Source organism: Paenibacillus luteus, assembly GCF_006542765.1.
Classification (GTDB): Bacteria; Bacillota; Bacilli; order Paenibacillales; family Paenibacillaceae; genus Pristimantibacillus; species Pristimantibacillus luteus.
The window spans coordinates 308,334-323,377 of the sequence record NZ_SKCD01000066.1 but is presented as its reverse complement, the minus strand read 5'-3'; the positions used below and the strand labels follow the sequence as shown (position 1 = coordinate 323,377).

Genomic DNA, 15,044 nt, shown 5'->3' with positions numbered 1-15,044 from the left:
TCTTCCGCTTATGGAGCGGGGTTATCTCATTCAGAATCCAACCCCATCTATACTCCACTATCCCTCAACCGCATGCGACGTCCCATCATGCTCTGCCACTTTCGTCAATCCTTCAATTTCTTCAACGCTCTCCGTCTCTTGTTCAATATCAAAAAGAGCCATCCGTCCGTACACAAGCAAAGAGGCAGAAGTAAGCTCATTATGGATAGCAGCATCCGTAACTTGCTCCAGCTGCCGGATATATTCAAGCTGCTCCGGTGGTTTATTTTTCGCCAACGTGACCTTCACAAAGGCAAAGCCAGCCCGCTCGTATAATTGGTTGACCTGCTGCATGGTGTACTGAGTGCTCACCTGACGTTGTGCTTTTGCATTCACCGGGTCTAAATATTGCCGGATATTCTCAAAATAAAAGCGATTTGCAAAACAGCCTACGAGCCAGCCTCCGGGTTTCAGCAACTGAACCAATCGCTTCAGCGCTTCCGGCGTACCATAGGCGTGGGCATCACCGATGATAATTCCGCTTAGCCCCTCGGCAGGCAGTGTCCAATCCGCTAGCTCATCCGAGCGAAACACGGTAATGTTCGAGGATTCAGCAACTCTAGCAGCAAGCTCGTTGCGCTCTACACCGTACCATTTTGCGGCGGGGAATTGGTTCTTCATACAAAGTATCGTAGCCCCGCAGCCACAGCCGATTTCCAGATAGGCTCCGCCTTCGCGTTTATAGCCGTGGGATTCACGCTGAATAACCGTGCTAATATCCGTTCGCATAGGTGTCGCTTCGCTCGGATGAAAGCCCCATTTTGCCCGAAAAATCTCGCCATTTCTCCGAAAGGCCTCACGAAACTGCTCTGGCTCGGAGCTGAACGTCATACTGCCATAATGATGAATAAACGTATCTCCGCACAACAGCAGCTTATAGCCTGCTAGCCTCAGCCGGATACTATAGTCATCATCTTCGAAGTTGCCAATTCCAAAGGTCTCATCCAGCGGGCCAACCCGCTCCCATGCCTCCCGTCTAATTAACAGGCAGAAACCCACCAGCTTCACCCGCTCCTCCCACAACGAACGGTCTGGAAAAGCATGTTTCGCGGAAGCGAACAACTCCATTTCCTCAATTGTTTTATAAGTGACCGGAATTGCCGTCCAGTAAGCCGCTGAATTAGTCACGGGACCAACGGCCCCAATGCATTCATCGCTTAGCAAGCCGCGCTTTAGTCCATCCAACCAGCCCGGTGTTACAACGGTATCATTATTGAGCAGCATAAGCTGTTCACCTGAAGCCGCAGCAATGCCGATATTGCAGCCTTTTGGAAATCCGGCGTTGTAATCGTTAGCAATAACGTGGATGCCTGGTTGGCTTTTGGCCCATTGCACCGTCTCATCCGTCGATCCATTGTCTACTATAATCAGCTCATAGCTTCCTTGCTGCGTATGGCGCTGGATGCTTTCCACACATTGCTTTGTGTAATCCAGCTGATTATAAGTCACCAAAATAATGCTTGTCATATCCCTATTGGCATCGCTCACGCGTATCCCCCTCAAGCAAGCGTAAACGGCTTACGCAGTCCTGCGGCGGCAAAAGCCCGTTTCGCGTTGAAATATAAGCAGCAAATAAAGCTCATACTTCAAGCTGTATCATAAAATATGTAGACACAACCGCTTCGGTGAGTATGGCCCAGCAGCTACCTGGCCATGTTTTTGGTTTTATATTTTTTCCGCACACCTACGACAAGCATTAATAGCGGCAGCACGAATTGAAATAACGGTACAATTTTGAGCGTAATATCAAGCCCGATCCAAAGGTGGTACGTATTGTTCGTTTCCAAAAACGATGACGCATAGATGACGAGACCGATGGGCAGCACGCAGTATCGGTAGGACATACCGGTTACAGCAGTAAATGTAAACACTGCGGCCATGTACAGCGCCGTTATTTTGACATAAAGTCCAATCAACAGAAGCAGTGTCACAACAACATCCAAACGCTCCAAAATATTGGCCAGCCTAATCAACTGCACCACCTCAAGCAGAGGCAATGCAGCAAGGGCAGAAATCTCCGGACCCAGCACGCTCAGCGTAAGGGCGTTCATCAGAATTAGAAATAGGGATACGCCTATATAAGCCCAGTAAGAAATTGCGCTGATCATTTTCTTTTCACTGACATGCTTCCAAAAAACGAAGAAAATAACCATTTGTCCAAATGGAAAGGACAGCAAATCTGGAAAAGCCGACTTTAGGACAGGCATCATGCCATGCTCCAGAAGGGGAAGTAAATGCCTAATCTTCGGAAGCCTGCTGATAAACAACAGGATCAGGAGAAATGCATAGCTAAACGCCGCAATAGGAAACAACAGCTGCACGACGCGCACAAACACCTCCAGCCCCTTGCTGACCGTGTAAGTGGCAGCGCTGAGAATAAGCAGCATGACGATCCACTTCGGAGTAAAGGAGAGCAGCGTCATGACAGTAAGCTCTCCGACATCCCGCACATTGCGCATCGATTCATAAGCGAACCACAAAGCATAGACAATGCCAACAAATCCCCCAATCCAGCGGCCAAAATGGATCTTGTAAAGCTCCGCAAGCTCCGATTCGGGCGCTCGTTTCTGAATTTGAACATACAGCGTCGTAAGCAGCAGGCCGGCGACCGCCGCAAGCGTCATCGCTATCCATGCATCCTGCTTCGCTTTAATGCCAAGCTCGAACAACGGAGTGCTGCCGATCATAAATACGACGATCAAAATCCAAAGCTGGTTTTTCCCGATTTGCTGCATACGGTCTCCTTTCTGCTTATTAGCCGTCTTTCTCCTGCTCCTGTTTAAAGCCGCTTCCGCTCATGCCCGTTGAATTCAATCTCACGTTCACCTTCACCTTTACCTCTGTGCCTGCAAAAAGTTCTGTCCAGTTATCGCTGGCTTTGGACCATTGCTTTGGATATTTCTGACGGATAACGCTGCCAAAACCGATGACGTCCGCGCCGTTCTTGCGCAAAGCCTTCCATCCATTCTCCACAATTGCTGTAATCTCACCTTCAATAAGCCGCTCGATCTTCGCCACTTGCTTCGGCTTGGAAAGATCGCCTTCGCAATTGTATTCCATTAACGTACCGTCCGCTCCCGCTTCCACGTGCATGATCCAATTGCCGTTCAAGAGCTCTGGGCGCAGCTTGGTCTTGGCATGTGTAATTCGTATCGACGAATTTTTCTGACCGCTTCTGTTCTCATCGCAAGCAAACGGGACCGTTGTTTTCTTCACATGATCAGCCAGCCACATCGCCCCTTGGCTTTCTTCGTTATTAAGCCAGCCGACCAGTTTGTCTCCTTTAATCAGACCAAGGTCATACAGCTTGACCTTGGAAGGTGTGCTTGTCCGAGTCAATTGCCCCGCCCGGTCCACACTCTCATTCGTTCCCGATACGACCAGGCCAGGAATACCTGTGGCATGCGTCGTGCCAAGCAAGTCCATCAGCACCTGGTGAATAGTCATTTGGCGAAAAGCAGAACTATTCATCTCTTCATTCGTAATCATGCGCTGAATCGCCGCACCGGGTATTTTCTCAAGCGGAATCAACTGCTCCAGCATCTTGCGGGCGCTCCCCTTCGACAAATAAACGCTGACCGTCTCACGCGAATCATGATTGCGCAAATAAGTATCCAGGAGCGAGCCGATTCCTTTCCGTGCCGCTTCCTGTCCAATAATCACGATTTGCGTATGCGAGAAATAAAGCCGGCGGGAGGTCTCTTGGCTGGCCTTGCTGACCGCGCTTCGAAAGCTCTGGCCTTTCGTCGAAAATACGTTGACCGCTGCCGAGCTGCTGGCCGCACTTTGGCTGGATATGGCCTGCGGAATAACGACCTGGTACGATAATACCCAGTTTCCTTCCTTCCAATCGATGCCGGTTGCCGAAATGACAGCGATATCGTTTAGCTCTACGCGGTTCCAGCAGCCGGCAGTCAGTAGACACGCGAGCAGTGCCAGCAGCAGCCTCCATTTCTTCATAGCCATGCCTTCCTTTCCGTTACGGTTTGCTGGAATGACGCTGCGCGGGCGGACGTTTTCCATTGGCCTGCCGCTTCGGATTACGTAAGTTCAAATCCATCGGCCGAAGCACGATAGCCCACCAAGGTAGCCTGATGAACGCGTCTCTCCAAAGGCCCTGCTTTGCCGGGCCCGGAGCTATAGGGGACATGTAAGGTACCCCGAAGGAACGCAGCGATACCAGATGGATCAACATAAACAGCACAGAAATGAATATCCCGAAAAAACCGAAAACCCCAGCCATAATCGTAAAGAGAAACCGGATAATGCGTGAGGTCGCCGCCATATTGAATTCTGGCATAACAAAGTTGGATATCGCCGTAAAAGAAACCACAATAACCATCCCGGCCGATACAATGCCCGCCTGTACCGCCGATTGTCCCAGTACGAGCGCACCGACAATAGAGATCGCAGGTCCGATGGCTCGCGGCATTCGCAGGCCTGCCTCACGCAGCACCTCGAACGTAAGCTCCATCAGCAGCGCTTCAGCAAGACCTGGGAACGGGATTCCTTCCCGCTGCGCGGCCAGACTGATTAATAACGTAGTCGGCAGCATTTCCTGATGGAAGGTTGTCACTGCGATGTAGACGGCTGGCAAAACAATGGACACCACATACGCGGCATATCGAATGATGCGGACGAAGGACGCAATATCGAATCTTTGATAATAATCCTCCGGTGACTGGAAAAAGCTAAAAAAAGTGGTCGGTGCCATCAGCGCGATGGGAGACCCATCAACCATAACGGCTACCCTACCCTCAAGCAGCGCAGCGGCCACTGTATCCGGTCGTTCTGTATTCAGCAGCGTGGGAAATAAGGTAAACGTCTCGTCTTGAATGAATTCCTCTATGTAGCCGCTCTCAAGCACACCGTCGAGATCGATGGCAGCGAGCCTGCGGTAAACCTCCTTGACGATTCCCTCGTCTACGATTCCGTTCACATACAAAACGGCTACGTTGGTATGCGTTTGCTGGCCCAGCTTATGCACCTGTACATGAAGGTCCGAAGAACGAATAATTCTCCGGACCAAGCTGATATTCGTACGAAGGTTTTCCACAAAGGCATGCTGTGGTCCCCGGATGACGGTCTGCGTCTGGGGAATAGAAACGTTACGCTGATCGCCTCCATTCACATCCGCCGTCAATGCCGCAGGGCATCCGTCAGCCAAAATGATACATAATCCGTCTGTCATATACTGAAGCGCTTGCTCCAAGGCATGGATATCCTGCACTGACCCAATGGAAACGACGCAGCTCCGAAGCGCCTCCAGCAGCTTGCTGCCCTTGACCAAGGCATGCGGAGGCAGCCTCATCGACATTAACGGCTCCATGACGCTTTCATTAATCGTTCCCGTGTCCACAATTCCATCCACATAGAGGATCGCGATCTCGCGCTCGGGTGCCGCATCGCTGCGAAACATTCGAATCACAAGATCGGTGCTTCCTCCGAAGCGGCTCTGAATCGCCTTAACGTTCGCTTGCAGCGAGGGACTAAGCGGCGTTAGCGCTCCTGCGGTTTGTTTGTTCATAGCGGCACCTTTCATTTCCATGTTGCTTCTATTTTGGCGCATTATGGGTTTAAATATGTACCGCTTGATGATAAGCGTCTACTGGATGCTTGATTTGCTTATATGAAAATAAAATGCAACTGCCTTACCTGACGTTGGACAAGTGGACTGCCGAGAAATTCCTGGAAAAACGGAACCTCGCCTAAAAACAGAAAGAGCTATCCAGAAGCAATAAAGCATTGCTCCTGAATAGCTCTTCATTGTGCTCTGTTAGGCTTCTGGATAAAGCGCGGACGATAAGTAGCGCTCTCCCGTATCCGGCAGCAGAATCACTATTTTTTTATCGTGATTGCATGGCCGTTTCGCAATTTGCATCGCCGCATACACCGCAGCGCCCGAAGAAATGCCGACAAGCAGGCCTTCGCTTCGCGCAAGCTGCCTTGCCGTTTCAAAGGCAGGCTCGCTTTTTACCAGAATGATTTCATCTACCACATCCGGATGAAAGTTTTCGGGAACAAAACCTGCGCCGATGCCTTGGATTTTATGCAGCCCTTTTTTGCCGCCGGAGAGCACCGGGGAATCCGAAGGCTCTACCGCTATGATTTGAACAGCTGGATTTTTCTCTTTAAGTGCTGCGCCGACGCCAGAAACTGTACCGCCAGTCCCTACGCCTGCAACAAAAAAATCAACCTCGCCGTCCATGTCTCTCCAAATTTCTTCTGCTGTCGTTTTCTTATGAATATCTGGATTCGCCGGATTATTGAATTGCTGGGGCATAAATGCGTTTGGCGTCGCTTCAGTGATCTCCTCTGCCTTCCTGATCGCGCCAGCCATTCCTTCGCTTGCAGGGGTTAGAATAAGCTCGGCTCCCAATGCCAGCAATAGCTTGCGGCGCTCTACGCTGAAGCTCTCCGGCAGTGTGATGATTAACCGGTACCCAAGTGCTGCTGCCGCGAACGCAAGCCCCACGCCTGTATTTCCGCTTGTAGGCTCGACGATAATAGAGTTTTGATTAATGAGCCCACGCTCTTCCGCATCCTTGATCAATGCCACGCCAATTCGATCCTTTACGCTCCCGGCAGGATTGAAATACTCCAGCTTGCCGATTAGTTTCGCTTGAATGTTGTGCTGCCCGCTAAAATTGGTAAGCTCCAGAAGCGGTGTGTTTCCGACTAGCTCCGTTAAGTTCTTCGCAATTTTGGTCAAAGTGACCCCTCCCATACATTTAATTCCAACCTTTTCAGTCGGTTATATTCTTTTACCTTATCAGCTGCACAAACTTAATACAATAGTGGGATTTTCTTTTTATCAGATTCCCACTCCAAGTTCTTTCTCCAAAGCTGCCTGCCGCGCTATTCAGCAGTAAAACCTTGTAAAAAATAACCACAATTAACCTCTAGTATAAGAACACACGTTCCGCATATAATAAGAACAAACGTTCTTACCTAAAAGGAGGAGCATCATGACATTGGAAAAATGGCTTCACATGATCGATTGTGTCGTTGATGTGATTTATATGAGCAAGAAGGGAAAATTCACCAAGCGAAGAATTCGTGTTCTGGCCGTAAAAGACGGCTACATCCGTGCTTTCTGTCTCAATTCCGGCGCGCAGCGCATCTTTCTTGCGACCAATCTATTGGCAGTAGAGCTGGTGAGTCGACATGCCTCTTAACAAAGTCATTATGCTGGCAGACTGCCAGTCATTTTATGCCTCCGTAGAGAAGGCTGATCACCCGGAATATCGTGATTTGCCCCTCGTCGTTGCAGGCGACCCTGAACGCCGCTCAGGCATCATTCTCGCCGCTTGTCCCCTTGCCAAGTCCTTTGGGGTAACAACGGCAGAGCGGCTGGGCGATTCCCTTGCCAAGTGTCCGAATTTAGTCATTATTAGGCCTCGAATGCAGCTGTACATCGATATCTCCATGAGGATTACGAACATCTATAAATCGTATACAGACCTAGTTGAGCCCTATTCCATCGATGAGCAGTTTCTAGATGTGACGGGCTCCCTGCATTTGTACGGATCACCGGAGGAGCTCGCGCATCACATTCAGACACGGATCCAGGCCGAGCTGGGGATTTACACGCGCTTTGGCATTGCCGAAAATAAAATGCTGGCGAAGATGGCCTGCGACAACTATGCCAAAAAAAATGGTTCCGGCATTTATATTTTGCGGAAGGATCGGCTTGAGGAGACGCTTTGGACTCTTCCCGTTGCCAAAATGTTCATGGTCGGCAGCCGCATGACGCGGCATTTCAATGCCATGGGCCTAGAGACGATCGGCAAGGTAGCCGCAACGCCGCTCGAGAAGCTGAAACTGATGATGCGCCGCAAATTCGGCAAAAACTCCGATATTAACGCCGAGCTTTACTCTCGCATTGCGAACGGCATCGATGATAGTCCCGTTGCGCCAGGGACGCATGAGATTGCTCCGAAGGTGATCGGGCATATGATGACGCTGCCCCGAGACTATCAAAGACTGGAGGAAATTAAGGTTGTCCTGCTTGAGCTCACCGAGCTCGTATGCCAGCGCTGCCGGGGCAAGGGCTATATGGGGCATGTCGTTTCCGTTGGCTTGATGGGGGCCAATTATGACCAGCCTACCGGCTTTAGCCGCCAAATGAAAATGGACGATCCGAGCAACGTGACCAACACGGTTTACCATGCTGCTGTGCAACTGCTGCTTCGCCACTGGGACGGCTATCCAGTAAGAAAGGTCGGCGTCAGCCTGTCGCAATTTTCCGAGGATGGCGAGTATCAGCTGTCCTTGTTTGACACGAAGCGGGAGAAGACGATGGCGCTCGAGAAAGCGACCGACGCCCTTAAGCAGAAATACGGGGACGCCATCATTTTACGGGCCGCCTCCGTAACCCTTGCCGGCCAAGCGCAGCACCGCTCAGAGAAGATCGGAGGACATTACAAATGAGGAAGAAACTTGAAGGCAACGGCATCTGGGAATCGAGCCGCATGATGCTGCCTGAACATAAGGTTGCTATCAATGAACAGGAACAGGCTTCACGGCAGAGGCAGCGGATCGAGCTTGACGAGCAGGAATGGGAAAATATAAGCCGCTTTGTGATGGAATCGCTGCAGCAGCGGCACCCCATTGCGATCCGCCTGTTCCATCCGCTGGAGGAGTTGAGCGTCATTGGCGTCGTCGATCGGGTCGATCAGTTGAAAGGACGTTTCATGGTTGATGGCGAATGGTTCTCCATTCGCGATATCGAAGGGGCATCCATTGAAGAAGGATGAAATGGCATACGAAAAGGAGCCGTCCAGCGCTTAAGCGGACAGCTCCTTTTCGTATGATCAGAGCCAATGATCCCAGTCTTCGACTATCAATATTACAATGTACTAAAGAGACATGCATTTTCAGCTTGAAAAGGTAGAATTCCTCTACAGTTTGGCATCAAGAACGAAAACGGCGGCGTTTCATCTTCCAGCATTTGATCCATAAATCCCCGTCATCATCCCGGTGCAGACGGATTCCGAGATATTTTAGCGGTGTCCAAATTTCGTTAAAATAATAATTAGGCATTTCGTACAGTCCTTTACGATCAATTGGCAAGCTGCAGACTGTAGACTGACTTTTACTTTCCGTACTCTGGCTGTTCCCACACGCTCGACATAACTGCTGCAGACTCGTTTATTTAGTATACTACTGCCCAATGACGAGAAAATGACAAATTTGGGCCTCATGCCCTATAAAGCCTTACTACAACCACAAACGGCTATCGCCGTCCTTTGACGATAAAAAGAGCAGTTCACTTGAAAAACTGATCTATTCTGATTTATATAGAATGAACTTAAGATGATAATGATTTTTTTCTAATAATTTCCTTTTTTTCTGTTGAGTTCTACATAAAGTTTAAAGAATTAAATGAAATTCCACCTGCTAAAATACCGTTATTTGCTTGATCAAAGCAATAGCGGGACAAATTCCATGTATATTAAGTTGAACTAAAAATTAACGAGTTGGCCCAATATCCTGCTCCAGGCAGCCGTTTACTTCCCCCGCTGCACCGCAATAACGGCCAGCTCAATCTTGTTCAGCATCATTCCGTATTCATTCGTCATTTCGAAGGATGACGGAAGCGGCAGCTTTTGAAAATACGGAATGACCTCTGCAGCCGAAGTGAACCAGTCTCCGGGTTCCGGCACCGGCGGTGGTTGATCCCCCCAAGCAGCACTGAGTTCAGGACTGTAGATCGGCTCCGCGCCAAGCTTCAGCCGTCCCCCAAGCAAACGCTCCGTGTAGACGCGCTGAGGGGGCTTCTGACGAACGCGGGCAAACAAATGAGGGGCATAGTCCGCCCGTGAGCCCGTGTGCTTAACAGCGGCTGCAAAGCATTTCACCCCGTCGTATACACGTGGGATGCCAAACATCATCGCATAAAGCCGTTTGCCAAACTCAATTCGCTCATGCAAATGTTCAAAGCGCTCCAGTATCAGTCCGGAAAGCCTGAGCACGACCGTCTCTTCCCCTCTCCGCTGCCCATTCCCATAAGGAAAAACAACGCCATTTAGCTGCAGCAGCGACTGCAGCCCGAAAAAGAACGTATGCAGCACTTTATCTCGGAAATAGGGATGCTGCACGACCCGCTGCTCAATATAATTTTGTTCGTTCACAATAAGAGCAACCGTTAGCGGAGCCGACTCGCCATCCCGCCAAAACTGCCTCCACACCGGAGCCATAAATGCTGATACGCCAAAAGCCGACAGCAGGTGGAACAAGCTCCTTCCTTCTCTGCGGCTCCATTCATACAAAAGCAGCTGAGGATAGGCATCCTGAAAAATCAGCGCATTGGCCTGCTCCAAAAAGCGGAATACGGCCTCGCGCTGCTCCTTGCCGAGCAGCCATGGCAGCCACTCCCCCTGTAAATCAGTCATATTCCAGCCGCCGTTGCGCGATACCATATGAGCGAGCAGCGCCCAGTGCAGCTCGGGCGTGCGATAATAAACATCACGATAGGCCTCTGTACGCGTCACATTATTGCGGTTGCCAGCCGCCGTCTCCACGCGAATGCGTTCAATCAGCTCTTGCTCTCTTTCCGTCCAGCTAGCGGCAACGCCAGAATCAGGCGCTGCTGTGGACTTGGACCAAGCATGCGTGAGCTTGGCTATCGTAGCAGCAGGCAGCTCAAGCGGAACCGCCTCTGCGATCATCTCATGCGATGCGCTGAGCGATGCCCATTTCCCGACAGCATAATCAAATGCCGCGCCCGGAAGCGCAAGCAGCTCCCGCAGCCAATAGCCGATTGACCGGCGATTTGTCCGAACTCCATCCGTTTTGCCCATCGTAAGCGCTCCTTATTCAACGTCATTGCCTCTTAGGAAATGAAGCACAGCTAACAAGCCTATAATAACCAGTATCCGCCACCAAGCAGTCCGCCATACTTTGTTAGCAACATATGCGCTGCAGTTGGCCGCAATGTATAATAAGAACAAACACAAGGAGAGGAGACAAAGAGTCATGTGCGGAAGATATACGCTAACGGTAACCTTGGAGGAGCTGTTAGTCAGATATATGATTGGAGAGACCATGGTGCCGTTTCACCGTCCGAAATACAACGTTGCACCCAGCCAGCAGGTCTTATCGATCATTCACGATGGACAAGCCAATCGATTGGGTGAGCTAAAGTGGGGACTCGTGCCGCCTTGGGCCGATGATCCGAAGATCGGCTTTCAAATGCTGAATGCGCGCTCCGAGACGGCGGCGAGCAAGCCAGCCTTCCAGACGCCGCTGCGGCGCAAGCGCTGCCTCATCCCGGCCGATGGCTTCTATGAGTGGAAGACAACGGCAACCGGCAAGCAGCCTATGCGCATCACGCTCAAAAGCCGCGCTTTGTTCAGCATGGCTGGACTGTATGAAACATGGCTCTCTCCTGACGGAACCAAAATTAATAGCTGTACGATCCTGACCACTACGCCTAACGAGCTTGTTGCCCCCATTCATGACCGAATGCCCGTCATTCTGCGTCCCGAGGATGAGCACCTTTGGCTCGATCGCACTGTGATGGATACGGCTATGCTAATGCCGTTGCTTGTGCCTTACCAAGCCAGTGAGCTGGAAGCCTATCCCGTTTCCGCAGCTGTGGGCAGCGTACGCAACGACGAGCCGTCCCTGATCGAGCCCTTTGATGCGGGTGAGCAGCTTGAGCTCTGGTAAGTCCAGCGGCCGCAGTTGCGTCCAAAAAAAAATCGCTGACCGAAAGCGGTCAGCGAAACATCCCCCACAACTTCAATAAATGAAATGTGTTGTTGGGATCGATTTTTTGCCCCATCACAAAGGCAACAATCTGGTCTTCCTGCGTGTCCGTCAGCTGCTCCTGCAAAATAACGGCGGCTGCCTTCACTAGTTTTCTTACCTTTGGCCGGTCCTGTAAATCATACTTCGTCACATTACCGAGAAGCTGCCTGATCCGGTCCTTCATGACAGGATTTTTTAATTTGTATTTCACACGCTCGACAAACTGCGGCTTAATTCCATAATTTTGGTAACTCACTGCCCTCGACACCTCCATCCGGCAATCCGATCACATCGTTAAACTATATGCCGTAGGTAGGTAATTATTGCCTAGTCCAGCTGTTCCCCTTGAAAAAATTGATCCTTTTGCAGCACCGACCGTACTCTGACATACGAATCATTGGTCCAGAAATCCTCACGCTCCGTGAGCTCCGCTGCGTCTTCGCGGGCGATCTCCAATACCTCATAATCCGCCACCATGTCCGCTAGACGAAACTCAGGCAGGCCGCTTTGCTTGGTCCCAAAAAAATCGCCCGGTCCACGAATTTCAAGATCGCGGCGCGATACCTCAAAACCATCGTCCGTATCCGTCATTACTTTCATCCGTTCGCGTCCGGTTTCAGATTTCGGATCGGCCACCAAAATACAATGCGATTGATGCTCTCCCCGCCCAACACGACCGCGCAACTGATGCAGCTGCGACAAACCGAAGCGCTCCGCATCCATAATGATCATCAGCGTCGCATTTGGAACGTCGACGCCTACTTCAACGACCGTCGTCGCCACGAGCACATGGGTTTCATTCGCGCTGAAAGCTCCCATTACGCTCTCCTTTTCTGCTGAGGAGAGCCGTCCATGCAGTAGACCAACACGTAAATCAGGAAAGGATTGCTGCGTCTGTACATAAAGATCTATGGCATTTTGAACATCAATCTTCTCGGACTCCTCAATTAAAGGACAAATAATGTAAGCCTGCCGTCCTTTGCTCACCTCTTTGCGGATGAAGCCAAGTACCCGTTCCATCATGCTATGCTTGACCCAATACGTCTTAATGGGCTTACGGCCATGAGGCCGCTCGCGTATCGTGGAAACGTCCATATCACCGAACGCAGTGATCGCCATCGTCCGTGGAATCGGCGTTGCTGTCATCGTAAGAACATCGGGGTTCATTCCTTTGCGCCGCAGCACGCTTCGTTGATTGACGCCGAACCGGTGCTGCTCGTCCACAACGACAAGGCCCAAGCTCCGAAAGAAGACGTCCTCCTGAATAAGCGCATGCGTGCCAACAACGATATCAATAATGCCCATTTGAAGTCCAGCCAGAACGTCTCTACGCTTGCGTTCGGTTAAGCTTCCGGTAAGCAAGGCTACCTGAATGCCCAAATCTGCAAACATTTTTGTCAACGAGCGCATATGCTGATCAGCCAATATTTCGGTCGGTACCATAATTGCGCCTTGATGCCCCGACTTCACCGCAACATAGAGCGCAATCGCCGATACGACCGTTTTGCCGGAGCCGACATCTCCCTGCAGCAGACGATTCATACAGGAAGGCCTTCGCATATCTACGCAAATTTCATTGACGACCTTCTTCTGCGCATCCGTCAGCTCGAACGGAAGCGTAGCGGCGAATTGGCGAATCGTCTCACTTTCAATACGATGTGCAATGCCATCGTTGCGCTTCCTGTTAAGCGCGCGATAAGCTTGCAGCTTTAACTGAAACAGAAATAACTCCTCGTAGACCAACCTTCTGCGAGCTTCTTGTCCTTCTTTCGTATCATCCGGCAAATGAATACGCTGCACCGCATCGCGTCTTGGCATCAGATCATGTCCTTGAACAAGCTCCTGCGGCAGCAATTCCTCAATCATCGTTCCGTACTGCGTCAAAGCCTGACGTATCGTCTTCCGCATCCACGTCTGCGTAATACTGCCGCCCACAGAGTAGACCGGCTGAAGCGTTCCTGATTTGGCGGCTCCACCGCTGCCTGGAAACTCCGAGTCGGATATCGTCATTTGTAGGCGTTGCTGCTCCCATTTGCCTGTCAGCATGATCTCACGGCCAATCACAAGCTGGTCTTGCAGAAAGTGTCGGTTGAACCATACCGCCGTCACCAGCCACTGGCCAACCTCCACCTTGCAGGTGAGTCTGGACTTGCTTTTGCCGTAGCGCTGCAAGACCGGGATGCCCCGGACATGCCCAAGCACCGTGACCTTTTCGCCTTCTTTAACATCTGTAAGCTCCCGGATACGATAATCCTCATAGCGATACGGAAAATAATCCAATAAATCTGCAATCGTTCTCACGCCAAAGGCGTGAAGCTCCTCTTCCTTAGGAGCGCTCACGCCTTTGATTTGCCGAACGGAAATTTGGTCCAGCGTCATCATTCAATCACATCCTGTACATAAACACGGCAGAAGTGCCTGGACCGGTATGCGTGCCAATAACAGCTCCAATGGTCGTCCAGCTAACCGCCTGAACATTGAATTGGCTCTTAAGAAGCTCGTAGAGCTCCCCCGCCGTTTCCTTATGCAGCGAATAGGCCATCGTCATACCGACCGGCTCATCCCCATACGTTTTTTTGAGAAGCTCGACAATGCGCGCCATCGCCTTCTTCGTGCCTCGAACCTTATCTACAGCAAGCACCACGCCATCAGAATCAAGCGAGAGAATCGGCTTAATATTAAGAATGGAACCGATTAGCGCTGATGCTTTTCCGATGCGGCCGCCCTTCTGCAAGTATTCCAGCGTATCCACGAGAAAATATAATTCCGTACTGTTAGCGAGGCGTTCAATCTCCTCGACAATTCGTTCCTTCGATTCGCCCGCCTGCGCCATTTCGGCCGCCTTCACCACACGCATGCCGAAGCCGTAGGAAGCAGATTTTGAATCGAGGATCGTAAGGTCAGCTTCTTCTTCCAGCATGGACTGAGCGATAACCGCCGACTGATACGTGCCGCTAAGCGCTGCCGATAAGTGAAGTGAAATAATCGGCGACTCCGCATCCTCTCCAAGTAAGCGCTGATACACATCAGAAAATTCCACTGGAGACGGCTGCGACGTTGTGGGAAGCGCAGAAGCTTGCGCAAGCTTCTCGTAGAAACCCTCTGATTTGATCGTCACCGCATCGAGAAACGTTTCTTCCCCAAACAGCACCTTTAAGGGCACCATAGAAATACCCAGCCGCTCGCGAATCTCTTCCGGTATATCTGCTGTACTGTCAGTTACAATTCTTACCTTTCCCAAAGGCAGA

Annotated in this window: 13 protein-coding genes; 4 read left to right on the top strand and 9 right to left on the bottom strand. The window is 50.8% G+C overall.

All coding sequences use genetic code 11. From position 1 onward, the window contains the following. Positions 1-57: 57 nt before the first annotated feature. The 5 genes from E0496_RS31790 to cysK all read right to left on the bottom strand — a co-directional run bounded on the left by E0496_RS31790 (position 58) and on the right by cysK (position 6,751). Complete coding sequence (locus tag E0496_RS31790; protein WP_141505952.1) at positions 58-1,527, bottom strand: glycosyltransferase; 1,470 nt, start codon at positions 1,525-1,527, stop codon at positions 58-60. Between the two features lie 155 nt (positions 1,528-1,682). Continuing rightward, on the bottom strand, positions 1,683-2,774 hold the full coding sequence (locus tag E0496_RS31785) for a GerAB/ArcD/ProY family transporter (RefSeq protein ID WP_141505951.1): 1,092 nt from the start codon (positions 2,772-2,774) through the stop codon (positions 1,683-1,685). A gap of 19 nt (positions 2,775-2,793) precedes the next feature. Further along, positions 2,794-4,062: a Ger(x)C family spore germination protein gene (locus E0496_RS31780; RefSeq protein WP_141505950.1), complete on the bottom strand. Its 1,269-nt coding sequence runs from the start codon at positions 4,060-4,062 to the stop codon at positions 2,794-2,796. Continuing rightward, the gene (locus tag E0496_RS31775) at positions 4,019-5,566 is read right to left on the bottom strand and encodes a spore germination protein (protein WP_141505949.1); all 1,548 of its coding nucleotides are present in this window, start codon (positions 5,564-5,566) and stop codon (positions 4,019-4,021) included. Before E0496_RS31775 ends, E0496_RS31780 begins: the two co-directional genes overlap by 44 nt. A 249-nt stretch (positions 5,567-5,815) precedes the next feature. Further along, positions 5,816-6,751 (bottom strand): cysteine synthase A, encoded by a 936-nt coding sequence (cysK, locus tag E0496_RS31770; RefSeq protein WP_141505948.1) that lies wholly within the window; start codon positions 6,749-6,751, stop codon positions 5,816-5,818. Between the two features lie 256 nt (positions 6,752-7,007). On the opposite strand from cysK, the gene E0496_RS31765 reads away from it, so the two are divergent. Genes E0496_RS31765 through E0496_RS31755 form a run of 3 tightly spaced genes read left to right on the top strand, consistent with a single transcriptional unit; the run spans position 7,008 to position 8,798 of the window. Then, complete coding sequence (locus E0496_RS31765; protein WP_141505947.1) at positions 7,008-7,217, top strand: hypothetical protein; 210 nt, start codon at positions 7,008-7,010, stop codon at positions 7,215-7,217. Further along, positions 7,207-8,472 carry a DNA polymerase IV gene (locus E0496_RS31760; protein WP_141505946.1) on the top strand — a complete coding sequence of 422 codons (1,266 nt, stop codon included), beginning with the start codon at positions 7,207-7,209 and terminating at the stop codon, positions 8,470-8,472. Before E0496_RS31765 ends, E0496_RS31760 begins: the two co-directional genes overlap by 11 nt. Continuing rightward, positions 8,469-8,798, top strand: coding sequence for a YolD-like family protein (locus E0496_RS31755; RefSeq protein WP_141505945.1), 330 nt, complete (start codon positions 8,469-8,471; stop codon positions 8,796-8,798). Before E0496_RS31760 ends, E0496_RS31755 begins: the two co-directional genes overlap by 4 nt. Before the next feature lie 753 nt (positions 8,799-9,551). Here E0496_RS31755 and E0496_RS31750 read toward each other — a convergent pair. Beyond that, positions 9,552-10,844: a DUF2515 domain-containing protein gene (locus tag E0496_RS31750; RefSeq protein WP_141505944.1), complete on the bottom strand. Its 1,293-nt coding sequence runs from the start codon at positions 10,842-10,844 to the stop codon at positions 9,552-9,554. Between the two features lie 175 nt (positions 10,845-11,019). On the opposite strand from E0496_RS31750, the gene E0496_RS31745 reads away from it, so the two are divergent. Continuing rightward, a complete protein-coding gene (locus tag E0496_RS31745) occupies positions 11,020-11,715 on the top strand; it encodes an SOS response-associated peptidase (protein WP_141505943.1) in 696 nt (231 codons plus the stop codon). A 49-nt stretch (positions 11,716-11,764) separates the two neighbouring features. On the opposite strand, the gene E0496_RS31740 is transcribed toward E0496_RS31745, so the two are convergent. From E0496_RS31740 to E0496_RS31730, 3 genes are all read right to left on the bottom strand, one after another. Then, positions 11,765-12,052, bottom strand: coding sequence for a stage VI sporulation protein F (locus E0496_RS31740; protein WP_139998201.1), 288 nt, complete (start codon positions 12,050-12,052; stop codon positions 11,765-11,767). Positions 12,053-12,123: 71 nt separating this feature from the next. Beyond that, positions 12,124-14,175 carry an ATP-dependent DNA helicase RecG gene (recG, locus tag E0496_RS31735; RefSeq protein WP_141505983.1) on the bottom strand — a complete coding sequence of 684 codons (2,052 nt, stop codon included), beginning with the start codon at positions 14,173-14,175 and terminating at the stop codon, positions 12,124-12,126. A gap of 7 nt (positions 14,176-14,182) precedes the next feature. Continuing rightward, entirely contained in the window at positions 14,183-15,037 is an 855-nt protein-coding gene (locus E0496_RS31730) for a DegV family protein (RefSeq protein WP_141505942.1), read from the bottom strand. Between the last annotated feature and the right edge of the window lie 7 nt (positions 15,038-15,044).

Excerpts from the sequence above, each read along its gene's own strand:
- E0496_RS31785 (WP_141505951.1), bottom strand. The coding sequence starts at position 2,774 with ATGCAGCAAATCGGGAAAAACCAGCTTTGGATTTTGATCGTCGTATTT.
- E0496_RS31760 (WP_141505946.1), top strand. The coding sequence starts at position 7,207 with ATGCCTCTTAACAAAGTCATTATGCTGGCAGACTGCCAGTCATTTTAT.
- E0496_RS31765 (WP_141505947.1), top strand. The coding sequence starts at position 7,008 with ATGACATTGGAAAAATGGCTTCACATGATCGATTGTGTCGTTGATGTG.
- E0496_RS31775 (WP_141505949.1), bottom strand. The coding sequence starts at position 5,566 with ATGAACAAACAAACCGCAGGAGCGCTAACGCCGCTTAGTCCCTCGCTG.
- E0496_RS31750 (WP_141505944.1), bottom strand. The coding sequence starts at position 10,844 with ATGGGCAAAACGGATGGAGTTCGGACAAATCGCCGGTCAATCGGCTAT.
- E0496_RS31780 (WP_141505950.1), bottom strand. The coding sequence starts at position 4,062 with ATGGAAAACGTCCGCCCGCGCAGCGTCATTCCAGCAAACCGTAACGGA.
- E0496_RS31755 (WP_141505945.1), top strand. The coding sequence starts at position 8,469 with ATGAGGAAGAAACTTGAAGGCAACGGCATCTGGGAATCGAGCCGCATG.
- E0496_RS31745 (WP_141505943.1), top strand. The coding sequence starts at position 11,020 with ATGTGCGGAAGATATACGCTAACGGTAACCTTGGAGGAGCTGTTAGTC.
- recG (WP_141505983.1), bottom strand. The coding sequence starts at position 14,175 with ATGACGCTGGACCAAATTTCCGTTCGGCAAATCAAAGGCGTGAGCGCT.